This window comes from Tessaracoccus pujii (assembly GCF_054483895.1).
This window is the reverse complement of record NZ_CM137012.1, coordinates 1773419-1798443: the sequence shown is the minus strand read 5'-3', so window position 1 is coordinate 1798443 and position 25025 is coordinate 1773419. Positions and strand designations below refer to the sequence as shown.

Annotated in this window: 22 protein-coding genes and 1 pseudogene; 16 read left to right on the top strand and 7 right to left on the bottom strand. The window is 69.5% G+C overall.

The window, feature by feature from the left end; translation table 11 throughout:
* Positions 1–29 precede the first annotated feature (29 nt).
* Entirely contained in the window at positions 30–1613 is a 1584-nt protein-coding gene (locus ACX1D0_RS08725) for a hypothetical protein (protein WP_459017521.1), read from the top strand.
* A gap of 18 nt (positions 1614–1631) precedes the next feature.
* Here ACX1D0_RS08725 and ACX1D0_RS08720 read toward each other — a convergent pair whose 3' ends face one another.
* Both ACX1D0_RS08720 and ACX1D0_RS08715 read right to left on the bottom strand, forming a co-directional pair.
* Complete coding sequence (locus ACX1D0_RS08720) at positions 1632–3680, bottom strand: acyl-CoA dehydrogenase family protein (protein ID WP_459017520.1); 2049 nt, start codon at positions 3678–3680, stop codon at positions 1632–1634.
* Positions 3677–4339, bottom strand: coding sequence for a TetR/AcrR family transcriptional regulator (locus ACX1D0_RS08715; protein ID WP_459017519.1), 663 nt, complete (start codon positions 4337–4339; stop codon positions 3677–3679). The genes ACX1D0_RS08720 and ACX1D0_RS08715 overlap by 4 nt, the downstream gene beginning before the upstream one ends.
* Positions 4340–4414: 75 nt before the next feature.
* On the opposite strand from ACX1D0_RS08715, the gene ACX1D0_RS08710 reads away from it, so the two are divergent.
* The 3 genes from ACX1D0_RS08710 to ACX1D0_RS08700 are packed head-to-tail and all read left to right on the top strand — an operon-like array spanning position 4415 to position 7897.
* On the top strand, positions 4415–5653 hold the full coding sequence (locus ACX1D0_RS08710) for an acetyl-CoA C-acetyltransferase (protein WP_459017518.1): 1239 nt from the start codon (positions 4415–4417) through the stop codon (positions 5651–5653).
* A 1-nt stretch (position 5654) separates the two neighbouring features.
* Positions 5655–7043 (top strand): 3-oxoacyl-ACP reductase, encoded by a 1389-nt coding sequence (locus tag ACX1D0_RS08705; RefSeq protein WP_459017517.1) that lies wholly within the window; start codon positions 5655–5657, stop codon positions 7041–7043.
* Positions 7043–7897, top strand: a complete 855-nt coding sequence (locus ACX1D0_RS08700; protein WP_459017516.1) for a MaoC family dehydratase — start codon at positions 7043–7045, stop codon at positions 7895–7897. Before ACX1D0_RS08705 ends, ACX1D0_RS08700 begins: the two co-directional genes overlap by 1 nt.
* Positions 7898–8014: 117 nt before the next feature.
* Here ACX1D0_RS08700 and ACX1D0_RS08695 read toward each other — a convergent pair whose 3' ends face one another.
* Positions 8015–8806 (bottom strand): endonuclease domain-containing protein, encoded by a 792-nt coding sequence (locus ACX1D0_RS08695; RefSeq protein WP_459017515.1) that lies wholly within the window; start codon positions 8804–8806, stop codon positions 8015–8017.
* Positions 8807–8973: 167 nt separating this feature from the next.
* Here ACX1D0_RS08695 and purB point away from each other — a divergent pair, with 167 nt between their 5' ends.
* From purB to cysN, 9 genes are all read left to right on the top strand, one after another.
* Positions 8974–10404, top strand: a complete 1431-nt coding sequence (gene purB / locus ACX1D0_RS08690) for an adenylosuccinate lyase (RefSeq protein ID WP_459017514.1) — start codon at positions 8974–8976, stop codon at positions 10402–10404.
* A gap of 55 nt (positions 10405–10459) precedes the next feature.
* Complete coding sequence (locus ACX1D0_RS08685; protein WP_459017513.1) at positions 10460–11101, top strand: hypothetical protein; 642 nt, start codon at positions 10460–10462, stop codon at positions 11099–11101.
* A 383-nt stretch (positions 11102–11484) separates the two neighbouring features.
* The gene (locus tag ACX1D0_RS08680) at positions 11485–12018 is read left to right on the top strand and encodes a hypothetical protein (RefSeq protein ID WP_459017512.1); all 534 of its coding nucleotides are present in this window, start codon (positions 11485–11487) and stop codon (positions 12016–12018) included.
* Between the two features lie 116 nt (positions 12019–12134).
* Entirely contained in the window at positions 12135–12521 is a 387-nt protein-coding gene (locus ACX1D0_RS08675) for a hypothetical protein (RefSeq protein ID WP_459017511.1), read from the top strand.
* A gap of 104 nt (positions 12522–12625) precedes the next feature.
* Complete coding sequence (locus tag ACX1D0_RS08670; RefSeq protein WP_459017510.1) at positions 12626–14293, top strand: nitrite/sulfite reductase; 1668 nt, start codon at positions 12626–12628, stop codon at positions 14291–14293.
* Positions 14290–14469: a hypothetical protein gene (locus ACX1D0_RS08665; protein WP_459017509.1), complete on the top strand. Its 180-nt coding sequence runs from the start codon at positions 14290–14292 to the stop codon at positions 14467–14469. The genes ACX1D0_RS08670 and ACX1D0_RS08665 overlap by 4 nt, the downstream gene beginning before the upstream one ends.
* Positions 14462–15181, top strand: a complete 720-nt coding sequence (locus ACX1D0_RS08660; protein ID WP_459017508.1) for a phosphoadenylyl-sulfate reductase — start codon at positions 14462–14464, stop codon at positions 15179–15181. The genes ACX1D0_RS08665 and ACX1D0_RS08660 overlap by 8 nt, the downstream gene beginning before the upstream one ends.
* The gene (cysD, locus tag ACX1D0_RS08655) at positions 15178–16089 is read left to right on the top strand and encodes a sulfate adenylyltransferase subunit CysD (RefSeq protein WP_459017507.1); all 912 of its coding nucleotides are present in this window, start codon (positions 15178–15180) and stop codon (positions 16087–16089) included. The genes ACX1D0_RS08660 and cysD overlap by 4 nt, the downstream gene beginning before the upstream one ends.
* The gene (gene cysN / locus ACX1D0_RS08650; protein ID WP_459017506.1) at positions 16089–17381 is read left to right on the top strand and encodes a sulfate adenylyltransferase subunit CysN; all 1293 of its coding nucleotides are present in this window, start codon (positions 16089–16091) and stop codon (positions 17379–17381) included. The genes cysD and cysN overlap by 1 nt, the downstream gene beginning before the upstream one ends.
* A gap of 28 nt (positions 17382–17409) precedes the next feature.
* Here the strand turns inward: cysN and arfA are convergent, their stop codons facing one another.
* From arfA to ACX1D0_RS08630, 4 genes are all read right to left on the bottom strand, one after another.
* Entirely contained in the window at positions 17410–18927 is a 1518-nt protein-coding gene (arfA, locus tag ACX1D0_RS08645; protein ID WP_459017505.1) for an arabinosylfuranosidase ArfA, read from the bottom strand.
* A 136-nt stretch (positions 18928–19063) separates the two neighbouring features.
* Positions 19064–20422 (bottom strand): ABC transporter substrate-binding protein, encoded by a 1359-nt coding sequence (locus ACX1D0_RS08640; RefSeq protein ID WP_459017504.1) that lies wholly within the window; start codon positions 20420–20422, stop codon positions 19064–19066.
* An 83-nt stretch (positions 20423–20505) separates the two neighbouring features.
* The gene (locus ACX1D0_RS08635; RefSeq protein WP_459017503.1) at positions 20506–21450 is read right to left on the bottom strand and encodes a carbohydrate ABC transporter permease; all 945 of its coding nucleotides are present in this window, start codon (positions 21448–21450) and stop codon (positions 20506–20508) included.
* Positions 21447–22343, bottom strand: coding sequence for a carbohydrate ABC transporter permease (locus ACX1D0_RS08630; RefSeq protein ID WP_459017502.1), 897 nt, complete (start codon positions 22341–22343; stop codon positions 21447–21449). The genes ACX1D0_RS08635 and ACX1D0_RS08630 overlap by 4 nt, the downstream gene beginning before the upstream one ends.
* A gap of 272 nt (positions 22344–22615) precedes the next feature.
* Here ACX1D0_RS08630 and ACX1D0_RS08625 point away from each other — a divergent pair.
* The 3 genes and pseudogenes from ACX1D0_RS08625 to ACX1D0_RS08615 form a co-directional block, all read left to right on the top strand.
* Positions 22616–23518, top strand: a pseudogene (locus ACX1D0_RS08625) (phosphoribosylaminoimidazolesuccinocarboxamide synthase); the annotation flags it as partial.
* Positions 23519–23558: 40 nt separating this feature from the next.
* Entirely contained in the window at positions 23559–24407 is an 849-nt protein-coding gene (locus tag ACX1D0_RS08620; protein ID WP_459017501.1) for an aminotransferase class IV, read from the top strand.
* Positions 24404–25024, top strand: coding sequence for a DNA-3-methyladenine glycosylase (locus tag ACX1D0_RS08615; RefSeq protein WP_459017500.1), 621 nt, complete (start codon positions 24404–24406; stop codon positions 25022–25024). Before ACX1D0_RS08620 ends, ACX1D0_RS08615 begins: the two co-directional genes overlap by 4 nt.
* The last annotated feature ends 1 nt before the right edge of the window (position 25025 follow it).

Genomic DNA, 25025 nt, shown 5'->3' with positions numbered 1-25025 from the left:
ACCAGCGGGTGGGATGGCAGTCTTTCCGGATGATTGCACGACGCCTTGCGCTGCTGGGACTCGCCGCCGGCGCCGTCGCCGCCGCGGCCGGGTGCACCGGCTCCCCAGGCGACGGATCAGCCACGCGCTCCGGGGGCACGCAGAGCCCGTCTGCTGGCGCGTCGCCGATGGCCAACGGCCACCGCGTCGTGGCGAACGCGGACCTTGCGTCAGCCGTGCTGCCCTCCGATGACGCCGGCAGTCTGGCGGTCAGCCGGTTGGTGCTGGCGGAGGCCACCGCTGTGGTCGTCGTGCAGCCCGCGGGTACCGCTCCGAGCGCCTCACCTTCGGCGGGCGCCTCGACCCCCGCGCCATCGCCCAGCCCCACGTCCGGCGGAGATATGGCGGCCGCCGTCGCGACAGCGGCAGCGCTCGGTCTCCCACTACTCCTCGCGGGGCCGGAGCTCGCGGCGGAACTGGACCGGCTCCAGGCCCACACCGTCATCGCCTACCCGGCGGAGGGCCTGGACCTCGGCGACCGTGTCGTGATCGACGCGCCGGTCGACCCCGCTGACGTGGAGGTGGACGGGTTGCCCCTCGAGGCGTCGCCCGCCACTGCGGGGGCGCTGCGACGTGCGGGTCAGGCCGTCTCGGCTGCCACCACGGCCGTCCTGGCCTCCGCAGGGATCACCGTCACCGAGGTGGCCTTCGACGACCCCCGCGCCACGGCCGAGTCGGTCGCGCTGGTCAAGAGGATCCCGGGAGCGGTCCTGGGCATCGGAGCGTTCGGCGAGAGCGACCGGTTCGCGGCGCGTGTCGAGGCGGCCCGCAGCCTCGACGAACTCCCCGGCGGCGGTGTCGCACCGTTCCCTGGCCGCATGATGGTGGCGCTCTACGGGCACCCCTCCGGCGGGACGCTCGGCCTCCTCGGCGAGCAGGGTCCGGCCGCATCCGTCGCCCGGGTCCAGGATCTCGCCGCGCAGTACCAGGAGTTCAGCGACGTGCCCGTCGTCGGCGCGTTCGAGATCATCACGACGGTGGCCAGCGCGTCGGCCGGCGCCGACGGTGACTACTCCTTCGAGACCCCGCCCGAACAGCTTCTCGCGTACATCGAGGCGGCGGAGGCGGCCGGGATCTACTGCGTGCTCGACCTCCAGCCGGGACGCACCGACTTCCTCACCCAGGCCAGGCGCTACGAGGAACTGCTGAAGCGCCCCACCGTCGGACTCGCGATCGACCCCGAGTGGCGGCTGAGGCCGGGCCAGCGGCACATGACCATCATCGGCCAGGTGACCGTGGAAGAGGTCAACTCCACCGGGCACTGGCTGGCCGACCTCGTCGCCGCCAACGACCTGCCTCCCAAGGTGGTGATCCTGCACCAGTTCCAGCAGCGGATGATCCTGGGCCGCGAGCGGCTCGACACCAGCCGCGACGAGATCCAGTACCTCGTCCACGCCGATGGGAACGGTAGCCCCGCCCTCAAGCAGGAGACGTGGCGCAACCTCAAGGCGGGCCTACCGGCCAACACCTGGTTGGGGTGGAAGAACTTCGTCGACGAGGACTCCTCGACGATGACCCCGCAGCAGACGATGCAGGACGTGGAGCCCAGGCCCAATTTCGTGTCGTACCAGTGAGGTTCGAGGAGGGCCTCCTCAGACGTTCGCCGCGACCCTGAGGGACGACCTACGGCCCTCCTCCGCATCCACGGCGGAGGAGGGGACACGGTCCGCCACCGAGGTGAACCGGACTGCCCGATCCCGACTCTCATCGGGCGGCGGCAGCAGCGGCGGCACCGCCTCGCGCGGGTGCCTCAGCCAGCCCTCCGGGACGCCGAGCCCCTCGGCCAACTCGCGCGCCCTGGGGCGCAGCTCGCCGCACAGGTCGTCGACGGTGGCCGAGATCGCCTTGCTGCGACGTGGGTCGAACGCCTCGTGTTCCATGTACCAGGCACGGTTGCCCTCGATGGTGGCCAGGGCGTAGAGGTCGCACACCTTGACCAGCAGCGCCTTGACGTAGTCGTCGTCGCACTCCTCGATGCCCTCGATGAACGCCTCCAGGACCACCCGGTCCACGTGCGCCTTCGCCGCCTCCAGCATGTGGGTCTGGAGCGCGTTGATGGCCCGCTGCTGCTGGTCCTCCGCCACCCTGCTCGCCGCGCGCATCCGCCGCGCCAGGCCCTCGACGACGTGCTTCTCCCGGAACTCGAACATCTGCACGTGCCAACCCCGCGCCCTCATCCGCTGCGAGTCCGGCTTGCGGTCCGCGACGGCGATCAGCCGGTCGATCACCGAGCGCGCCGTCGTGCGCTCCAACACGGTCTGTCCCAGGATCGCGGCCGTCTTCTGCGCGGTGCCGCGCAGATCCATGTCGCCCCAGGTGGACTTGTACTCCAGCAGCAGCGCCTTGGCGACCAGCTGCAGCAGGACGGTGTTGTCACCCTCGAAAGTGGCGAAGATGTCGGCGTCCTGGCGTGCCATCGTGATGCCGTTGTCCGACATGTAGCCGGCGCCGCCGCACGCCTCGCGGGCCTCCTGCATGGAGTCCAGCGCCCACCGCGTGAGCACGGCCTTCATGCCCGCCGCGCGGGTCTCCAGCTCGCGCGAGCTCCGCACGTCGGAGCCGTCTGCGTCCATCACCCGCTGGAGCTGCAGGGCCAGCTCGTTCTGCGCGAAGCCGTAGGCGTACGCCCTGGCCAGGTGCGGGAGCAGCCGGCGCTGATGCGTGAGGTAGTCCAGCAGGGGGATCTCCTCGCCCAGCCCCGGACGACGGAACTGGCGCCGCCTGTCGCCGTACTCGACGGCGATGGTGAGCGCCTTGCGTGCGGCCGACGCCGCCCCGCCGCCCACGCAGATCCGGCCGCGGACCAGCGTGCCGAGCATGGTGAAGAACCGGGCGTTCTTGCTCTCGATCGGAGAGTGGTAGCGGCCCTCGTCGTCGACGCCGCCGTAACGATCCAGCAGCATCAGCCGCGGGACGCGCACGTGATCGAAGGCGATGGTGCCGTTGTCGATGCCCAGCAGGCCGCCCTTGTGGCCGTGGTCACCGGTGGTCACACCCGGCAGGTCGTGGCCGGACTCGTCGCGGATGGGCACCAGCACCACGTGCACGCCCTGGTGCTCCCCGTCGACGATCAGCTGGCCGAACACCGCGGCCATCCGGCCGTCGCGTGCGGCGTTGCCGATGTAGGCCTTCGTGGCCGACGGAGTGGGCGAATCGACCTCGAACTCGGCGGTCTCCGGAAGCCAGGTGATGGTGGTCTCGATGGACTGCACATCTGAGCCGTGGCCCAGCTCCGTCATGGCGAAGCAGCCGAGCAGCTCACAGCTGATGGCGCCCGGCAGGAAGGTCTCGTGGTGATAGGCGGTGCCGAGGTTGACGATGGCGCCGCCGAACAGGCCGTGCTGGACGCCGGTCTTGATGGTGAGCGAGAGGTCGCCCATGGCCACCATCTCGAAGTTCGCCACCGACTCGGCGGTGCTACCCACCCCGCCCACGGCCGCCGGGAAGCCTGCGGTGACGAGGTCGCGGTGCGCGAGCCTCTGCACCCGGTCCAGGGTCCAGTCCCGCGCCTCCTCGACGGTGAGGGCGGTGTCGCGGACCACCTCGTCGGCGGTCACCTCGTCCCGCCAGCGCTGCTTCAGGGCGTGGAACGGGCCGTCGAGGGCGCGACGGAGGGCCTCGCCTGTGGGGGAGAGTGTCATGATGCGTGCTCCTTGGTCTGAGCGGCGAACGCCGGTGCGAACAGTTGATCGATGTAGGCGACGACCTCGGCGCGCGGCCGTCGGAGGTTGGTGACGATCCAGCGGTCGGCGACCGCCCAGATGAACCCGACGGCGCCGTGGGCCCAGATGTTGGCCGGCTCCTCGCTGAGGCCCTCCCGGCGCAGCCAGGACCTCATGGCCTCGGCCACCTCGTTGCCGATGCGGGTGGTGATGCCGAGGACCGGGTCGTCCACGGGGGTCTCGCCCGAGGGGCGGGTGGAGACGAAGAGGTACAGGTTGCGGTCCCGCTCCACGACGGCGAGGTAGGCGTCGGCGAGGTTGAGGACGAGGTCCCGGGGCTCGAATGTCGCGGCGTCCTCCAGCGGCAGCTTGCGCAGAATGAACTCGTGCACCGACTCCACGACGGCACGGTAGAGGCCTGCCTTGTCGCCGAAGTGCCGGTAGAGCACGGTCTTCGACGTGCCCCCCAGCGCGGCGATCTCGTCCATGCCGACAGAGGGGCCGTGCTCGCGGATGGCGCGCACGGCGTCCTCCACCAGGGCGCGCCGGCGGAGGCTGTTGTGCTCCTCCCAGCGGGAGGCGCGGCCGTCCGGCGCGTGGTGGGCGGCAGGGGCCGACGGATCCTCGTCGATCTTCATGAAACTCAGGGTACCCGAAACTTCGCGTACCTGCTACTCTTGGTATCGAATACCCCAGCGAGAGGATCGACGTCGATGACACGCAACGCAGTGGTGGTGGGCGGCAACCGCACCCCCTTCGTCAAGGCCGGCGGCAAGTACGCCGAGGCCTCTGCCCAGGATCTGCTGACCGCGGCGCTCGACGGGCTCGTCGCCCGGTTCGGGCTGGCGGGCGAGGAGGTCGGCGAAGTGGTCGCGGGCGCCGTCCTCAAGCACACGAGGGACTTCAACCTCACCCGCGAGGCGGTCCTCGGCTCGGCGCTCTCGCCGCACACGCCCGCCTGCGACCTTCAGCAGGCGTGCGGCACGGGCCTCGAGGCCGTGGTGTACGCCAGCAACAAGATCAAGCTGGGGCAGATGGACGTGGCGATCGCGGGCGGCGTCGATTCGGCGTCGGACGCGCCGCTCGTGGCCTCGGAGGGCCTGCGGAAGGCGCTGCTCGCGCTGTCGCGGGCGAGGTCCGTGCCGGACAAGCTGGCCGCGCTGTCCAGGATCCGCCCGGCTGACCTCGCGCCGGTCCCGCCGGCCGTCGTGGAGCCGCGAACGGGTCTGAGCATGGGTGAGTCGCAGGCGTTGACCACGGCCAGGTGGGGCGTGACGCGCGAGGAGCAGGACGAGTTGGCCCTGGCGTCGCACCGCAACCTGGCGGCGGCGTGGGAGGCGGGCTTCTTCGACGACCTTGTCACGCCGTACCTGAAGGTGTCGCGGGACGGCATCCTGCGTCCGGACACCACCCAGGAGGCTCTCGCCAAGCTCCGCACGGTCTTCGGCGGGGAGAACGCCACCATGACGGCGGGCAACTCCACGGCACTGACCGACGGCGCCGCAGTGGTGCTGCTGGCCGAGGAGGGCTTCGCGCGGGGTCGCGGCTGGCCGGTGTGGGCGAAGGTGATCGACGCGCAGGTGGCCGCGGCGGACTACACCACCGGCAAGGAGGACCTGCTGCTGGCCCCCGCCCGCGCCATCCCCGTGCTGCTGGAGCGCAACGGCCTCAGCCTCGGGGACTTCGACTTCCTGGAATTCCACGAGGCGTTCGCCTCGACCGTGCTGGCGACGCTCAAGGCGCTGGAGCAGCAGGGCATGGGGTCGGTGGACCGCTCCAAGCTCAACGTCAAGGGCTCGTCCTTGGCCGCCGGGCACCCCTTCGCCGCCACGGGCGGCCGCATCGTCGCCTCCCTGGCCAAGATGCTGCACGAGCGCGGCCCCGGCTCCCGGGGCCTGGTATCGATCTGCGCGGCCGGCGGCCAGGGCGTCGTCGCGATTCTGGAGGCGTGAGATGAACGTGTTGGAGAAACTGTACGGCACCCCTGCGGGGAAGTTCGTCGCGAGGAAGGCGGGGCTGGCGGAGCCGCCGACGCTGCGGCGCGGGCGGGTCATGCCGTCCGGGCCCGTCGTGTTGGGGGCTCTCGACGGCGGCGGCCTGGCGGCGTCCACCCTCGCCCAGTTGGGGGTGGCGCCGAGCGATGCGTTGCTCGACGTGCCCGAGGCGAGGACCAAGGATGAGAAGGGTCGCGATCAGGCGCCGCGCTACCCGGTGAAGCCGGGGGCGGTGGTCGTCGACGCCACCGGCGTGCGGGAGATCACCCAGCTGGAGGGCCTCCGTCGGGTCCTCCGTCCCGCGATGCGTGGGCTGGAGAACTCCGGGCGCGTGATCATCCTGGCCACGGATGCGCGCGATGTGACGGGGCTCGAGGCCAAGGCGGTGGCCCAAGGCATCGACGGGATCAACCGGACCGTGGGCAAGGAGCTGCGCGGAGGCGCGACCTCGAACCTGGTGTTCGTCCGGACGGGCACGACGGCCGCTGACCTGGCGTCGACCTTCTCGTTCCTGCTGGAAGGCCGCTCGGCGTTCGTGAGCGGCCAGACCTGGCGGGTGGGCCCGTCGAAGGACCCGCACGAGCTGACCGCCCGGCCGTTCGAGGGGCGCGTGGTCGTGGTCACCGGGGCGGCACGGGGCATCGGGGCCGCGATCGCGCGGACGTTCTCCAGGGACGGCGCGACGGTGGTGGCCGTCGACGTCCCAGCCACGGGAGACGCGCTGGCCAAGGTGGCCAACGAGATCGGCGGCTCGGCGTTGCAGCTGGACATCACAGTGCCCGATGCCGGGGCGAGGATGGCCGAGCACGTGGCGGGGGTGCGCGGCGAGTCGGCGCGGATCTGGGCCGTCGTCCACAACGCGGGCATCACCCGCGACAAGCTGCTGGCCAACCTCGACGAGAAGCGCTGGGCGTCGGTGCTCGACGTGAACCTCGCGGCCGAGATGCGGATCAACGAGTTTCTGCTCAGCCACGACGTGCCCGGCGGATTGGGAGCATCGGCGCGGATCGTCGGGATCGCGTCCACCTCGGGCGTGGCCGGCAACAAGGGCCAGACCAACTATGCGGCCTCGAAGGCCGGCGTGATGGGCCTGGTGTGGGCCATGCGGGACGAGCTCGCGGACCGGCCGGTCACCGTCAACGCCGTGGCGCCGGGCTTCATCGAGACGGAGATGACGGCGGCCATCCCGTTCGTGCAGCGGGAGGTCTTCCGCCGCTCCAACTCGCTCACCCAGGGCGGCAACCCCGTCGACGTGGCGGAGACGCTGGCGTACCTGTGCGGGCCGGCCTCCGGCGGGGTCGACGGTCAGGTCATCCGCGTGTGCGGCCAGAATCTGGTGGGCGCCTGATGAGCCGCGACGTGAAGGTGCTGCCCGCCCTCCCCAAGGACGGCGGGCTGTTGCTCAAGGCCGTGGCGGGCCTGGCGAAGCGGCCCGGCGCCGTGGCATCGATGCCGGACCGGACCTTCATGGTGATGGACCACGCCGTCGACGTGTCGCGGCTGGCGGCCTACGCGCGGGTCACGGGATACGCGGTGCGCGACGCGATGCCGGCCACCTGGCTGCACGTACTGACGTTCCCCCTGCAGATGGCGATGATGGCGGCCGACGACTTCCCGTTCCCCCTGGCGGGCCTGGTGCACGTGAGCAACGAGATGACACTGCTGCGTCCGGTGGCGGTAGGGGAGCGGCTGCGCGTGTCGGTGCGCGCGGAGGGCCTGCGGTCGCACGCCAAGGGTGCGGTGTTCGACATGCGGGGCGAGGTCCATGTCGGCGACGATCTGGTCTGGAGCGGCTCGTCGGCCTACCTGGCGGGCGGGGCGAAGGTCGCCGGTGAGGTGGTGCCCGGCCTGCGCCTGGAGGCGCCTCAGGTGGCGCCGTCGCAGCAGTGGCGGTTGGGTCCGGATCTGGGGCGGCGGTACGCGGCGGTCTCGGGTGACTCCAACCCGATCCACCTCAGCCCCCTGACCGCCCGGCTGTTCGGCTTCCCGCGGCCCATCATCCACGGGATGTGGACGCATGCCAGGAGTGTCGCGGCGTTGGGCGGGCAGATCCCGGAGGCCTATACGGTGCGGGTCCAGTTCGCCAAGCCCATTCTGCTGCCGGGGAAGGTGTCGTTCGCGGCGGTCCGGGACGAGGCGGGCTGGCGATTCGCCGTCGTGAACGGGGAGGGGAAGCCGCACCTGGTGGGCGACCTGTCGTGAGCCCGTGCCGGATCGCGCGCCGTACAGGGCGGTGAATTGCACGTCGACGGTGCCGTCAATGAAGAGTGAGAATCCGGGGAAGTAGCCCTCCATGCGAGCCACCTCCCCGGATTCTCACTATGTACGCAAGGGCGAAGTCGGGGTGAGGTGCTCACCCGTCCGCAGTATGCGAAGCAACTTGGCGCTCGTCTTGCTCCAGGTCTTGTGGATCTGGCTGTAGCTCAACCTCAACGTCGAATAGCCCAGTTCGCGCGCGGCCAGATCCCGGCGTCGGTCCTCCCGATGATCGGTGTGGTGGGCGGCGCTGTCGCACTCGATGATCAGCGATCTGCCGACGAGCAGATCCACTGCCCCCACTCCTGCGATCTGGTGCTGAGAACGGACAGCAAAGCGGTGCTGCTGCAAGAACAGCCTGACCCGCGTCTCCGAGCCGGACCCCGCCTCCCCGTCGAAGAACTGCAAGGTGCGCTGCTTGTGGACCGAGGCCCCGCGGATCAGGGATTGTGCGTCGTCGGAGGACAGCATCGCCTTGTGGACGGCGGACTCGAGAACCATCAGGGCCTCCTCAGGAGTGTGATGCCGGATAACCTGGGCGAGGCATTCGCTCAGCGGAAAGAGACCTATCCCCGGCAATCTCCGAGGCGATCGATGCCAGGTCGAGCCCAGGGAGGCGGATCCCATGCCGATGATGAAGTGCGCCTCTGCGTGCTGGGGCGTCCAGAGGCCATGCACCTGGCAACCGCTCAAGCAGCCGACCCGGGCGCCAGCTGCGAGCGCCTCCAACTCCCACTGGTGAGCCTGGGGCGTGGCGAACCATCCCCTGGAGACTTTCCTGAGGCCGCCGTCGGCAATCGCCAACTCGATCCGGGCCGAGTCGTAGCCCAGAGTCGTGAGGTGCGCCTTGGACATGAGCCCGGGAAGGCTTGAGGGTGAGGAATCGGGGAGACGGACCTCTATCCGCTCCATCTCCCCGGAATCGCACTCGTTGTGTGGCGACTGGTTGGACACATCGCCATGGTGGGACGCTCGGGACCGGCTTTTCCGGTATCCACAGGGGAGTCCTAGGCTGTGGTGCCATGAGCGTCCCCAACGTCCTGGCCACCCGCTACGCCTCGCAGCAGATGCGCGACATCTGGGCCCCCGAGGCCAAGATCGCCTCCGAACGCAAGCTGTGGCTCGCCGTGCTGCGCGCGCAACGCGACCTCGGCGTCGACTTCGGCGGCGCTGACGCCGACGCGGTGATCGCGGCCTACGAGCGGGTCATCGACCAGGTGGACCTCGACTCCATCAACGCCCGCGAACGCATCACCCGCCATGACGTCAAGGCCCGCATCGAGGAGTTCAACGACCTCGCGGGGTTCGAGCACATCCACAAGGGCATGACCTCGCGCGACCTCACCGAGAACATCGAGCAGCTCCAGGTCCTGGACTCGCTGCGGACGGTCCGGATCCGGGTGGTCGCGGCCCTCGCGCAGCTCGCCCGCCTCGCCACCCGGTACGCCGACCAGCCGCTGACCGGCCGCTCGCACAACGTGGCTGCTCAGCTGACGACGCTGGGCAAGCGGTTCGCGACGGCGGCCGACGAGCTGCTCACGGGCCTGGCCCGCCTCGACGACCTCATCGCCCGCTACCCCGCGCGTGGGATCAAGGGCCCCGTCGGCACCGCTCAGGACATGCTCGACCTCCTCGGCGGCGACGCTGACAAGCTCGCCGAGCTGGAGCAGCGGATCGCCGACGAACTGGGCTTCGGGGCCGTCCTCACCTCGACGGGGCAGGTGTACCCGCGCTCGCTCGACTACGACGCGGTGACCGCGCTGGCGCAGATCGCCGCGGCGCCGTCGAACGTGGCCACCACCATCCGGCTCATGGCCGGCCTGGAGCTGGTCACGGAGGGGTTCAAGGAGGGGCAGGTGGGCTCCTCGGCCATGCCGCACAAGATGAACACGCGCTCCTGCGAGCGCGTCAACGGCCTCGCCGTCGTGCTGCGCGGCTACGTGTCCATGGTGGGCGAGCTCGCCGGCGACCAGTGGAACGAGGGCGACGTCTCCTGCTCCGTGGTGCGACGCGTGGCGCTGCCGGACGCGTTCTTCGCCCTCGACGGCCTGTTCGAGACGTTCCTCACCGTGCTCGCCGACTTCGGCGCGTTCCCGGCGGTCATCGAGGCGGAGCTGGACCGGTACCTGCCCTTCCTCACCACCACCAAGGTGCTCATGGCAGCGGTGCGCAAGGGCGTGGGCCGCGAGGTCGCGCACGAGGCGATCAAGGAGCACGCCGTCGCGGTGGCGCTGGACCTCCGAGGCGGGGCGCGGGGCAACGACCTGCTCGCGCGCCTGGCGGCCGACGAGCGGCTGGGCCTGACCCGCGACGAACTCGACGCGCTCGTGGTCAGCCCGCTGGAATTGGCGGGGACGGCGCAGGCGCAGGTCGCGAGGGTCGCGGCGAGGGTGGCCGACGTGGTGGGCGCGGATCCCGCGGCAGCGGCGTACCGGCCGGGTGCTGTGCTCTGAGAGTTGTCCACAATCGACTTCGGTACATGGAGAAGTGACCCCCTGGCTTGATTGAATGGGCGTCGTCCCGATCGATCGGAGCGTCATGCGCCATCTCCTCGTAGCCCTCGCCGTGGTCGGCCTGACTGCCGGCTGTACCCCGGACCCTGAGCCCACGCAGGCGCCGAGTCCGACGGTGTCGCTGTCTCCGAGTGTCGCGGCTCCCAGTCCGTCCCCGACCCCCAGCCCGTCGCCGACGGTGGTCGAGTCCTTCGAGCCCGCGCCCCCGACGGAGACACCCGAGCAGGCGGAGGTCCGCGCAGCGTGGATGGAGTACTGGAGGATTCATCACAAGTTCACGGGCGACCCCTCGCTGAGTGACCTGACTGAAACGCAGCTGATCACTACCGGTGAGCAGCAGAACTTGATTCTTGACATAATCGGGCAACTTCGCGACGAGAAGATCAGGACATTGGGTGGCCTTCAGTTCAGATCAGTGCAGGTCGAGGCGCCAGCATCCGGCGATGAGGACGGAGTGAGGTCCGCGCTGGTGAGCTACTGCGTAGACCGTCGTCAGCTTCGTCTAGAGAACTACGAGACCGGCGAGACGATGTTGGCACCCGGAGCGCCGACGTTCGTTGAGCAGGCCGTGTTGGAGGCAGGTCTGGACGACCGTTGGCGAGTCGCGATGATCACCAACAAGGCTGCGGCATGCTGAGAGGACTGTTGATGCTCGTCATCGTTGCGATCCTAGCGACTGGGGCCAGTTGGAGTGCTCGAGCGGAATCGATTTGCACTGTGGCCAACCTGATCACCGCAAGTTGCGTCAAGTGGGTTGATCTTCCAGGCGGGGGCGACAAAGGCGGAAGAGCCGGGCCGGGGGCTGCGACGGCACAAGCTGGTGGCGAACGGACCTGTTCCTACGCGGGTAAGCAGATCTCCTGTCTGACGGCGTACGGGACGTGGAGTGGGGTGGCTCAGGGATGGTGCCGGGAAATGAGCCCACAGCCTCCGCTGACGGACCCGGCCTGGGGCTCGAACACCGATGGTGCGGTCTATTCCTGTGTGCGACCCAACGGCTCGATGGTGCCCGACCCCGGCATGACTTTCACACGCTGGCTTCCGGCGGCACCTGACCCCGTCAGCCGAGCAGATGCGGAGGCCGCCGCGCGGCGGGTGCTGGCGTCGATCGGCCTCGAAGCCATCGACATCGGCATGCAGCCTCGCGGGGATTCGGTCGAGCGGATGGGGTTCGTCGGCTGGGAGACCTGGCTCTGGGCCGACTCCCCGTCGGAGACGCAGTGGGGACCGGTGTCGAGATCGGCGACTGACTCGGGGATCGCGGTGACTCTGAACGCCCGAGCTGACGAGGTCACGTGGGACATGGGCGACGGCGCCACCGTGACGTGCGGGCGGGGCACGCCGTGGTCGTCGGCCAGAACCCAGGGCGGCAGGAACGTCGCCTCACCTGACTGCGGCCACGTCTACGACGAGGACGGGCGCTACACCGTCACCGCGACCTCGGGGTGGTCGGTGACCTGGTCCGCCGCCGGCTTCACGGGCACGCTGCCGCTGCGGTTGAGCCGCTCCGCGGACGTCATCATCGGTGAGGTTCAGGCGGTGACAGTCCGGTGAACGGGGGCTGCGCGCCGGCCGGAGACGCGCCCCGCCGTCGCCTGAAGCACCGCGGGTCGTCCCGGCGAGCCACCTCGTCGAGCCACGAACGCCGCGACCCTCGCGGCCAACGCGGCATGGCGCTCTCCGTCTGGACCTCCGTCTCTCTCCCGGCGTTCATCATCGCCGTCGGCCTCGGCGTGGACTTCGCCGGGCATGCCGCCGCCGAGCAGGAGGCGCGTGCGGTCGCTGCCCAGGCAGCCAGGGCCGCCACCCACGAGCTCCGGGTCACACCGGCGGGCGCGACACTCGATGCCGCGGCAGCCAAGCGTGAGGCCGTGGGCTTCGCCCGGGCGGCCGGCCTGGCGGCCACGGCGACGGTCGAGGGCGGAGATCGTGCCCGCGTCACCATCCGGGGATCGTACGAGACCCTGTTCCTGGGCGTCATCGGTGTCAACAGCATCCCGGTGGTGGTGGAGGGCACCGCCCGCGCGGTCACCACCGTCGACGGCGCGGAGGCCTGAGCAGGAAGCTGTTCGCCCATGGCGATCAGGGGCCCTCGCCGGGAATGACCGGCCGCATCGTCACGTTGGGGGGAGCAGTAAGGGCCCCCGACGAAGGACCGACGATGACCGAAGCGGTAACCCGCCCCAAGCGCAACCAGGCCACCGGCGCCTGGGCCGATGGCGACAGGACGCCGCTGAACCCCAACGAGGTGTTCAAGCAGGCCGACGACGGCCTCAACGTCCGCGCCCGGATCGAGGACGTCTACTCCAAGGAGGGTTTCGCCAGCATCACACCTGACGACCTGCGCGGCCGGATGCGCTGGTGGGGCCTCTACACGCAGCGCAAGCCCGGCGTCGACGGCGGCAAGACCGCGACCCTCGCGCCCGAGGAACTCGACGACGAGTTCTTCATGATGCGTGTCCGCTCCGACGGAGGCGCCCTGAACAACGAGCAGCTGCGCGTCATCGCGGGCATTTCCACCGAGTTCGCCCGCGACACCGCGGACATCTCGGACCGCCAGAACATCCAGCTGCACTGGATCCGCGTGGAGGACGTGCCGGAGATCTGGCGGCGCCTCGAGGCCGTGGGCCTCACGACGGCGGAGGCCTGCGGCGACACCCCCCGCGTCATCCTCGGCTCACCGGTGGCGGGCATCGCCGCCAACGAGATCGTCGACGGCACCCCGGCCGTGCAGACCATCCTGGACAACTACATCGGCAGCCCCGAGTTCTCCAACCTGCCCCGCAAGTTCAAGACGGCCATCTCCGGCAGCCCCAATCTCGACGTGGCGCACGAGGTCAACGACGTCTCGTTCGTCGGCGTCGTCCACCCCGAGCACGGGCCCGGCTTCGACCTCTGGGTGGCCGGGGGCCTCTCCACCAACCCGATGTTCGCGCAGCGTCTCGGCGCGTGGGTGTCGCTGGAGGAGATCCCCGAGGTGTGGAAGGGCGTCATCTCGATCTTCCGCGACTACGGTTACCGGCGTCTCCGCAACCGCGCCCGCCTCAAGTTCCTCATGGCCGACTGGGGGCCGGAGAAGTTCCGCAGCATCCTGGAGACCGAGTACCTCGGCCGCACCCTGACCGACGGGCCGCCGCAGGACGCGACGAGCCTCCGCCGCGACCACGTGGGCGTCAACCCGCAGGCCGACGGCGCCTTCTGGGTGGGCGTCGCCCCCATCGCGGGCCGCGTGTCCGGCACGCGCCTCGCGCGCATCGCCGACCTCGCCGCCCAGCACGGCTCGGGACGCGTCCGGCTCACCCCGCACCAGAAGCTGCTCGTCCTCGACGTGCCCGGCGACAACGTCGAGGCACTCGTGGAGGCGCTCGACGCCGAGGACCTGCCCGCGCGGCCCTCGGAGTTCCGCCGGGGCGTAATGGCCTGCACCGGCATCGAATACTGCAAGCTCGCCCTCGTCGAGACGAAGGCCCGCGCCCGGCTCATCGTCGAGGAGCTCGAGGCCCGGCTCCCGACGTTCGACGTGCCCTTCAGCATCCACGTCAACGGCTGCCCCAACGCGTGCGCCCGCACGCAGGTGGCCGACGTCGGCCTCAAGGGCATGGTGCAGACCGACGCCGAGGGCAACCTCGTCGAGCTGTTCCAGGTGCACCTCGGTGGAGGGCTGGGCGCCACGCCACAGCTGGCCCGCAAGACGCGGGCGCTGAAGGTGGCGGCCCCGGACCTGCCTGATTACATCGAGCGCCTCGCCCGCACCTTCCTCGCCCACCGCGACGGCGACGAGCCGTTCGCGCAGTGGGCCCACCGTGCCGACGAGGAGCTCCTGCGATGAGCGCCGTGATCTTCCACTGCCCGTTCTGCGCCGAGGAGGACCTGCGGCCCGTCGAGGAGCCGAGCGGGGCGTGGCACTGCCTCGCCTGCGCCCGCGTGTTCTCCGTGAGCCAGCATCGGGTGGCCACCGAACACATCCCCGCCCGGATCGCCGAGGAGGAGGCCGACCATGGATGACCTGCACGCCATCGCCGACGAGGCCAACGCGCGGTTCACCGCGCTGGAGGCCGACCCCGCCTACGCCGGCCACCTCGGCAGGGTGAAGCTCAGCCGCGAGGTGCTGCACTGGGCCGAGGAGACCTTCGGCTCAGACGTCACCGTCGCGTCGTCGATGGGCGACGAGGTGCTGGTGGAGCTCATCGCCCAGTCGGCCCCCAGCCTGGACGTGTTCTTCCTCGACACCGGCTACCACTTCGCCGAGACGCTGGAGACCCGCGACCACTACGCCGAACGCGTCCAGATCCGCACCATCCTGCCGCTGCTCAGCGTCAACGAGCAGGACGCGCAGTACGGCGCCAAGCTCCACGACCGCGACCCCGACCTCTGCTGCGCCATGCGCAAGGTGGAGCCCCTCAACCGGGCCATCGCCGGTCACAAGGCCTGGGTGACGGGAATGCGCCGCGTCGACGCGCCCACCCGCACCGACATCACGCTGGTGGGCTTCGACGAGAAGCGGCGCATCGTCAAGCTCAACCCGATCGCGGCGTGGGACGACGACGACGTGGAGCGGTTCGCGTTCGAGGAGGACGTCCACATGAACCCGCTGCGCGAGCGCGGGTACGCGTCCATCGGCTGCGTGCCCTGCACGCGCCCCGTCGCGCCCGGAGAAGACCCCAGAGCCGGCCGTTGGGCCGGGAAGAACAAGACCGAATGCGGACTCCACACATGACATTGCCCCCCGAATACACGCTGGACCACCTGGATCACCTGGAGTCCGAGGCCATCCACATCTTCCGCGAGGTGGAGGGCGAGTTCGAGCGCCCCGTCATCCTGTTCAGCGGCGGCAAGGACTCCGTCGTCATGCTGCACCTGGCGCTCAAGGCGTTCGCGCCCGCGTCGCTGCCGTTCGCGCTGCTGCACGTCGACACCGGGCACAACTTCCCGGAGGTGCTGACCTACCGCGACGACACCGTCGCCCGCATCGGTGCCCGGCTCCACGTGGCCAAGGTGCAGGACTACATCGACGACGGCCGCCTCCGCGAGCGCCCGGACGGCACGCGCAACCCGCTGCAGACCGTCCCGCTGCTGGACGCCATCGAGGAAGGTCGCTTCGACGCCGTCTTCGGCGGCGGCCGCCGCGACGAGGAGAAGGCACGCGCCAAGGAGCGGGTGTTCTCCCTGCGCGACGCGTTCGGCGCCTGGGACCCCCGTCGCCAGCGCCCGGAACTGTGGGACCTGTACAACGGCAAGCACTCGCCCGGCGAGCACGTCCGGGTGTTCCCGTTGTCGAACTGGACCGAGCTGGACATCTGGCGCTACATCGAGCGCGAGAACATCGCCCTGCCCAGCCTCTACTACTCGCACGAACGGGAGGTGTTCCCGCGCGACGGCATGTGGCTGGCCGCGGGGGAGTGGGGCGGCCCGAAGCCGGGCGAAGCCCTGGAGGTCCGCACGGTCCGCTACCGCACCGTCGGCGACATGAGCTGCACGGGCGCCGTCGAGTCCGACGCGGCCGATGTCGCGGGAGTGATCCTGGAGGTCGCGGCGTCGCGGATCACCGAGCGCGGAGCCACCCGCGCAGACGACAGGCTGTCCGAGGCCGCCATGGAAGACCGCAAGAAGCAGGGGTATTTCTGATGACGCACGACCTCCTCCGGCTCGCCACCGCCGGCTCCGTCGACGACGGCAAGTCCACGCTGGTGGGGCGCCTGCTCTACGACACCAAGTCAGTTCTGGCCGATCAGCTCGACGCGGTGGAACGGGTGTCGCGGGAACGCGGCCTTGAGGGCGCGGACCTGGCGCTGCTCACCGACGGCCTCCGCGCCGAGCGCGAACAGGGCATCACCATCGACGTGGCCTACCGCTACTTCTCCACCGCCAACCGCTCCTACGTGCTCGCCGACACCCCCGGCCACGTGCAGTACACGCGCAACATGGTCACCGGCGCCTCCACGGCCGAGCTCGCACTGATCCTGGTCGACGCGCGGCACGGCGTGGTCGAGCAGACGCGCCGGCACGTCGCGGTCACGGGGCTCCTGGGCGTGCGTCACGTGGCGGTCGCGGTGAACAAGATGGATCTGGTGGAGTGGAGCCAGGAGCGCTACGAGGAGATCGTCGCCGACGCGCGGGCCCTGGCGTCGCGGTTCGACATCGAGGATGTGGTGGCGGTGCCGCTGTCGGCGCTGCTGGGCGACAACGTCGTGGACCGCTCCGCCAACACCCCCTGGTACGACGGGCCCACGCTCCTGGAGCACCTCGAAGCCGTTCCTGTGGGCAGGGATCCAGCCGCGCAGCCCCTGCGGTTCCCGGTCCAGGTGGTGCTCCGCCCGCAGACGGGCCAGCACCGTGATTACCGCGGCTACGCAGGCCGGCTGGCCGCCGGCGTCGTGCACGTGGGCGACGAGGTGGCCGTGTTGCCCGGCGGGCGGACCACCACCGTCGTCGGGATCGACCAGGGGCAGGCCGACGGGTCTGTTCGGGAGCTGCGGGTGGCGTTCGCGCCGCAGTCCGTGACACTGCGGTTGGCCGACGACATCGACATCTCGCGGGGTGATCTGTTCGCGGAGCCCGAGCGTCGCGGCTACGTGACCAGGTCCGTGGGCGGAACCATCTGCGTGTTGTCGGAGCGGCCGGTCCGCCCACGCGACCGGGTGCTGTTGCGCGCCGGCACCAGGACGGTCCGGGCCATGGTGGAGGAGATCATCGACCAGCTGGACATCGACACCGTCGAGTACCGTCGCGCCCCGCAGGAGCTACGCCTCAACGACATCGGCCGCGTCCGGGTCCGGCTGGCCGACGACCTGCCCATCGACGACTATCGCGAGCTCCGCCGCACCGGCGCGTTCCTGCTCATCGACGACGCCGACGGGTCGACGCTGGCCGCGGGCATGGCCGACGCCCCGGACCGCTACGCGGGCGCCGACATCTGAACAACCCGAAGATGGGCGGTGGGGCCACTCATGGAGCCGGGACGGTGAGGCGGAACATCGCCCAGCTGACCGCAGGCAGTTCCGCCTTGAGGACGCCGTCGACGATCGCCACGCCCGCGATGGCCTTGGGCTCGACCGAGGTCGAGTCCTCCATCGACGCCGCCCACGTGTGATCCGGGTTCGACAGTTCGACCGCCTCGACGAGGCGCACGTCGCCGAACGCCTTGAGGTTGACCTCGACCGGTGCCGCGCCGTCGACCCCCCGGTTGACCACGAACACCGCGACCTCGCCGGCTTCGGCGTCGTGCGTGGCCACCGCGTCGAGCAGCGCGACGTCGCCGTACCTGGCCGTCTCGTAGGTGTCGCTGTGGATCGGCACGTTGAGCACCGATCCTCGGGCGTACTTCGAGGTGAGCGCGAACGGGTGGAACGTGGTCTGCTTCCACGCCGGGCCGCCGGGCTCGGTCATGATCGGCGCGATCACGTTGACCAGTTGCGCCAGCGACGCCGAGTGCACGCGGTCCGTGTGGCGCAGCAGTGAGATGAGCAGGTTGCCCACCACTACGGCGTCGGCCACGTTGTAACGGTCCTCCAGCAGGCGGGGGGCCACCGGCCAGTCGTCGCCCTCGGACACCTTCGACTCGACGCGCTGCTGGTACCAGACGTTCCACTCGTCGAACGAGATGTTGATCCGCTTGGTGCGCTTCGTCGCGGTACGCACGGCGTCAGCGGTGGCGACCACGCCGTCGATGAAGTCGTCCATGTTGACGGCCGAGGCGAGGAACGAGCCGAGGTCGCCGTCATCCTCGAAGTAGTAGACGTGCGCGGAGATCAGGTCCACCACGTCGTAGGTCTCGGTGAGGACCACGCGCTCCCATTCGCCGAAGGTGGGCATCTCCGTGTTGGAGGAGCCGCACGCCACGAGCTCAAGGCCGGGATCGATCATGCGCATCGCGCGTGCACTCTCCGCGGCGAGCCGCCCGTACTCCTGGGGGGTCTTGTGGCCGATCTGCCACGGGCCGTCCATCTCGTTGCCGAGACACCACATCGTCACGCGGTACGGGTCCTCCACGCCGTTGGCGCGGCGGCGATCGGCGAAGTGCGAGCCCTGAGGCACGTTGCAGTACTCGAGGATGTCCAGCGACTCCTGGATGCCGCGGGTGCCGAGGTTGATGGCCATCATGGGCTCGACGTCGGCCTTCTTGCACCAGGACATGAACTCGTCGGTGCCGAAGGTGTTGGGTTCGGTGGAGTGCCAGGCCAGGTCGAGTCGGGCCGGGCGCTGGTCGACGGGGCCGACGCCGTCCTCCCAGCGGTAGCCGGAGACGAAGTTGCCGCCGGGGTAGCGGACGGTGCTGACGCCCAGCTCGCGCACGAGGTCGAGGACGTCGGTGCGGATGCCGTCCTCGTCGGCGCTGGGGTGCCCGGGCTCGTAGATGCCGGTGTAGACGCAGCGCCCGAGGTGCTCGACGAACGAGCCGAAGGTCCGGCGCCGAACCGGGCCGACGACGAAGTCCGGGTCCACTGTGATGCGGTTGGTGGTCATGGTGAATCTTCCTCAGACGTGTGGGGGTGTGCGCTCGGCGTCGTGCGCCGGGCATGGAAACGGGGCGATCGGGCGAGCCCGTGCGGGCTGCGCCCGATCGCCCCGTCTCCGAGGGGATGGATGGAGCGTGGCGGTCTTACTCGCCGAGCTCGTTCTGCAGGTCAGACTGCGCCTGGTTGAGCGCTTCCTCGATCGGCACATCGTTTTCGAAGATGTCGTTGAGGGTCTGGGTGTTGATGAGGTTGTTCACCGAGGGCATGTTGCCGTTGGTGAAGGACTCCAGGTGTCCGATGCTGTCCTGGATCTCCAGGAGCGGCTCGAAGGGGTTGTTCTGGAAGTACTGCACGAAGGGGTTGTCGGGGTTGTGGGTGATGGTCTCGTCCGCCCACACCTCGGTGTTCAGGGGGTCGAAGCCCAGCAGGTCCCACGTGGCGATGTTGCCCTCGGTGCCCAGCTTGGCCCACGCGATGAACTCGGCCGCCAGGTCGGCGTTCTCGCCGTCCTTCATCACTGCGGTGCCGGTGCCGCCGCCGCCGACGGAGATGACCTCGGGGTCGTCAACGGTGGGCGGGGGAGCGATGGCGATCTTGCCGGAGAAGTCGGGCATGTAGGCCAGGTAGCGGGAGGTGAACCAGAACGGCATCACGGCAGCGGCGTAGTCGCCGTTGTTGTAGGCCCCGAAGGCCTCTTCGGTGTCGGGCTGACCGCCCGGGGGGACCGCAGCGGCGTTGGCCTCCTGCAGGCCCTTGAGGATGGTGAGAGCCTCGATCATCTCGGGGCTGTTGATGTTGACCTTGCCGTCCTCGGTGAAGTACTCCCCGCCGAGCTGGGCCAGGAGGAGACCCTCCTGCCATGCGGCGGAGGTGTCCACCGTGCCCATGTACTTGCCGGTTGTCTCGTAGTACTTGGTTCCGGCCTCCTGGTAGTCGTCCCAGGTCTTGATCGTCGTGTAGTCGATCCCGGCGGCCTCGAGGAGTTCGGTGTTGTAGAACGCCATGGTGGCGCCGACGTGGAAGTCCAAGCCGTAGAGGGCGTCGTCCTTGGAGAACAGGTCCAGGCGGGCCTCGACGATGTCGTCGCGGTAGGGAGCGGCCGCTTCGGTGAGGTCCATCAGCGCCGGGGTGCCCTGCGTGAACTGCGGGAACTTGCCGGCCTCGATGTCCGAGATGTCCGGGGCGCCCTGGCCGGAGGTCAGCGCGATCTGCAGCTTGTTGTGCATGTCGTCGTAGGGGAGGACGTTGACGGCGATCTGCACGAGCTTGTCCGGGTTCTGCTCGTTCCAGATCTCCGCCATCTCGGTGTAGAACTGCGCGTGGAGCTCGACGAACGTCCACAGTTCGAGTTCGGTGGCGCCCTCGACGGCTTCCTGCGTGATGACGGAGCCCTCAGCGGTGGACTCGGCCGAGGTGTCCGGCGTGGCGGTGTTGCACGCGGTCAGGGCCATGGCGGCCATGCCCGCGGCAAGTGCCGCAGTGGTGAACTTCTTGAGTGTCATCGAAGAATGTCCTTTCTTGGTCTACAGCACCTGTGCTGTGGAGCAGCTGTGTCGATGAGTCGTGGGTGGATGGGGGAGGGCGGTCAGCCCTTGACGGCTCCCGCGGTCATGCCTTCGATGAAGAACCGCTGGAACAGGAGGAACAGGATGAAGATCGGGATCATGGAGAAGAACGATCCGACGATGAGGAGCTCGTAGTTGTTGCCGTAGGGCGTGAGCAGCGTGTTGAGGCCGATGGGGAGCGTGTACTTGTCCGGGCTGCGCAGGGCGAGCAGGGGCCAGAGGAAGTTGTTCCAGCTGCCCATGCCGTTGAGGATCGCCATGGCGGCGAACGCCGGCTTGGTCAGCGGGAGAACGAGACGGAAGAAGATGCCGAACTCCGTGACGCCGTCGAGGCGGCCGGCCTCGACGATCTCCTTGGGGATCCCCCGCAGGTACTGCCGGAAGAACATGATGGTCACCGCGTGTGCCAGGAACGGCAGGATCACCGCCGTGTAGGTGTCCTGCAGTTGCATGTCGTTGATCTGGATGTAGAGCGGGAGCATGAGCATCTCGAACGGCACCGACATGAGAAGGATCACGGCGACGAACAGGGTGCTCTTGAAGCGGAACTCGTACATCGCGAAGCCGTAGGCGACGAACGAGCTGATCGCCAGCGTCAGTCCCACCTGCAGCAGGGTGACGAGCGTGCTGTTGAAGAACCAGCGGAAGTAGCTCCCGGAGTCCGTGAACAGGGCGACCCAGTTGTCGAAGCTGGCGTTGGCGAAGTCGATCCCGAGGTTGAGGCCGTAGCGCACGATCATGTTGCCGTCCTGGAAAGTGGCGACGAAGATCGCCCAGAACGGGATGAGGACGAGGGCGGCCAGGCCCAGGAACACGAGCATGACCAGGGCGATCCGGCCGATGGAACGACGGCGGTGGGCCTTGCCCTCGTCGCTGAGCTGCCGGCCGTTCTTGCCGACGCGCGCGGCCTTCCTGCCCGTGAGCCGCGCGTCGATCGGCTTCACCTGTGATGATGAGGTGCTCACCGCTCCTCCTTCTTGAAGGTCCCGGTGGCGATGAGCTGCGGGATGTTGATGGCCAGCACGATGACGAGGAGCACGACGCCCACAGCTGAGGCGTAGCCCAGGTCGTTCTTCTCGATGCCCTGGCGGTAGAGGTAGCCGACGATCGTGAGGCCGATGTTCTGCGGCGAGTTGTTGCCGCCCCAGAGCATGAAGCTCTCCAGGAACATCGCCAGGCCGCCGTAGACGCTGATGGTGATCACGAAGACGATCGTGGGCTTGATCTGCGGGACGGTCACATGCCAGAACTTCTGCCACGCATTCGCGCCGTCCAGGTCCGCCGCCTCGTAGTAGTCGTTGGGGATGGCCTGCAGCCCGGCGAGGAAGTAGAGGATGTTGACGCCTGTCCAGCGCCAGCTCGCCACCGTGAGCAGCGCCATGAACCCGGTCTCGCTGCCCTTGAGCCACTTGACCGGATCCATGCCGAAGGCCCCGACGATCTGGTTCATCAGCGCGGTCGGGGATTCGCTGAAGATGAGCCGGAAGACGATGCCGGCGACTACGACGGAGGTCAGCGCCGGCACGAACATGACCGACTTGAACATGGCCTTGAACTTGTCGCTGCCCAGTTTGGAGTTGATCAGCACCGCCAGCAGGAGCGGGATGGGGATCAGAAGGAAGAGCGTGAAGATCATGTACTTCATCGAGTTGCCGAGCGCCACGTAGAAGAGGCGGTCCCCCAGCAGCCGCTCGAAGTTGGCGAAGCCGACGTTCTCGACCGAGCCGGGGATGATGTCCTGGCCGCTCATGATGAACGACTTGATCAACGGACTCACCCAGAAGATCCCCAGCGTGAGGACGAAGGGGAGCACGAAGATGTACGGCGCGACCTTCGGGGAGTAGAGCAGCTTCTTCACTGGCATTCTCCTCGACCGGGCCGGTATGTGCGCTGAATCACAGCAGCCTCCGCCTCTTGCGCGCCGGGTGGGGCGCGTCACGATTTATAGCGTTGAAAACGGGTCCGGCGTCCGTGCCGTCCCCGCTCCGATGAGCCGTTTTGGCCGGCTTCGGCCGCTGTCGGTTTACATCGATGACATAAAGGTATCCGGGGTCCTGTGAGTCGTCAAGACCCAATGTGTTTCGTGACCGGATCGTGATCTTCGCAGCGGCCCGCCGGCGATCGGGCGGTATGGCTGTGGGAGGGGCCGGGGGCGCTAGGCTCGGTCCCGTGATTCAGTACGGAGACCTGGTCAACCTTCCGCTCCGCCACGCCGGCAAGGTGCGCGAGCTGTACACCGTCGACGACGGCGGCGTCGAGCGGATCCTCATGGTGGCCACGGACAACATCTCGGCCTATGACCATGTGCTCAGCACCCCCATCCCGGACAAGGGTGCGATCCTCACCCAGCTCAGCCTGTGGTGGTTCGACCAGCTGGCGGACCTCGTCGACAACCACGTGGTGTCGACGGAGGTGCCAGCCGCGGTGGAGGGTCGCGCGACGCTCGTCGAGGCGTTGGACATGGTGGAGGTGGAGTGCGTGGCCCGCGGCTACCTCACCGGATCCGGATGGGCCGAGTACCAGGTGTCGGGGACGGTGTGCGGAGTTCCCCTGCCGGAGGGCCTGCGTGACGGGGACAGGCTGCCGAAACCCATCTTCACGCCAGCCATCAAGGCGCCGCTGGGCGAGCACGACGAGAACGTCGACTTCGCCACGATCGCCCGTCTGCACGGCGACGAACTGGCCGCGCAGCTACGGGAGCTGACGCTGGCGATCTACGCCCGGGCGCAGCGCATCGCCGCCGGGCGCGGCATCATCCTGGCAGATACCAAGGTCGAGTTCGGCCGCCGCGCCGACGGCACGCTCGTACTCGCCGACGAGGTCCTGACCCCGGACTCGTCCAGGTTCTGGGACGCGTCGGCGTGGGAGCCGGGGGAGTCCCTGCCGAGCTTCGACAAGCAGTACGTCCGGGACTGGCTGGCCAAGGAGTCGGGCTGGGACAAGGCGTCCGACACGCCCCCTCCGCCCCTGCCGGACCACGTCGTGGCCGCCACCCGGGAGCGCTACCTGGAGGCGTTCCGCCGCCTCACCGGCCGAGAGTTCGCCCCCGCGGCCGGGGCGTAATCTCGTGGGCATGACCATCGCCATGCTCGCCCTCCTCGACGGCACCCTCGTCGACCCCAGCCGCCCGATCGTCCGCGCCGACGACCAGGGCGTGGTCCGCGGCGACGGCGTGTTCGACGCCCTGCTGGCCAGTTTCGGCCGGGCGCATCAGCTCGACGAGCACCTCGACCGCCTGGCCGCCTCCGCGCGCCTCCTGGACCTGCCCGCGCCGGACGAGGCCGGCTACCGGCGGGCCGTCGCCGCGATCCTCGCGGCCTGGGACTGGGCCGCCGAGCCGGAGGCCGTGCTGAGGGTCATCCAGACCCGGGGGCCCGAGGGTCTCGACGAGCCCAACGGCTGGGTGATGGCGGCCCCGCTCGACGACGCCACGAAGCGCGAGCGCATCCACGGCGTGCGCGTGCTGCTGCTGGACCGCGGGTTCGAGGGCGCAGACATCGCTCCGATGCCGTGGCTTCTGCCCGGCGCCAAGTCCCTGTCCTACGGCGTCAACATGGCCGCCAAGCGCTACGCCAAGGCCAAAGGCGCAGACGACGTCATCTTCATCACCCCGTCCGGTGCCCTGCTCGAGGGCCCGACCTCCAGTGTGGTGCTCGACATCGACGGCGTCCTCGTCACGCCACCGCTGCACGGGATCCTGCGCTCCATCACCATCGCCGAGCTGCTCGACAAGGCGCCTGATGCCGGCCTCGACGTCGAGGTGGAGACGCTGACCCGCTACGACCTGGAGCGCTGCCGGGGTGCGTGGCTGCTGTCGAGCGGCCGGATCGTTGCGAGCATCACCCACGTCGACGGCGTCCCCATGCCGACGTCGACGCTCGGCCCAGCGCTCGTCGACCTGCTCACCCCGCGCCCCGAGTGATACTGGTCCCGCCCGCCGCCTCCTACCCCGAACTGCCCGCCCGTGCTGTCCGGCTGCTGGAGGCCGTCGCCCGCGAGGCGCGCGCGCTCCTGGGCGGCAGCCTCACCGTCGACCGTGACGGCGAGCGGGTGACGCTGCGCATCACCGAGGTCGAGGCCTACGGCGGCGGCTACGACCCGGCCTCGCACGCCTACCGCGGGCCATCGGCCCGCAACGCCGCCATGTTCGGCCCGCCACGCCACGCCTACGTGTACCGGCACATGGGACTGCACACCTGCTTCAACGCGGTGGTCGCCGTCGACGGCACACCCACGGGGGTGCTGATCCGGGCCGGTGAGGTGATCGAGGGGGTCGCGATCGCGCGGGCGCGGCGTGCCGCGGCGGGGGTCACCCGCCGGGACACGGACCTGGCGGCCGGGCCCGCGCGCCTCACCGTCGCGATGGGCATCACGCTCGCCGACGCGGGCGCGCCCCTCGACGGCTCGACAGGCCTCCTGCTCAGCCCCCGTGCGGGGGGCGAACCCGGTATCGCCGTCGGCCCGCGCATCGGGGTGGGCAGGGCGGCGGACTTCCCGCTGCGGTTCTGGATCGACGGGGACCCCACCGTCTCCCGGTAGC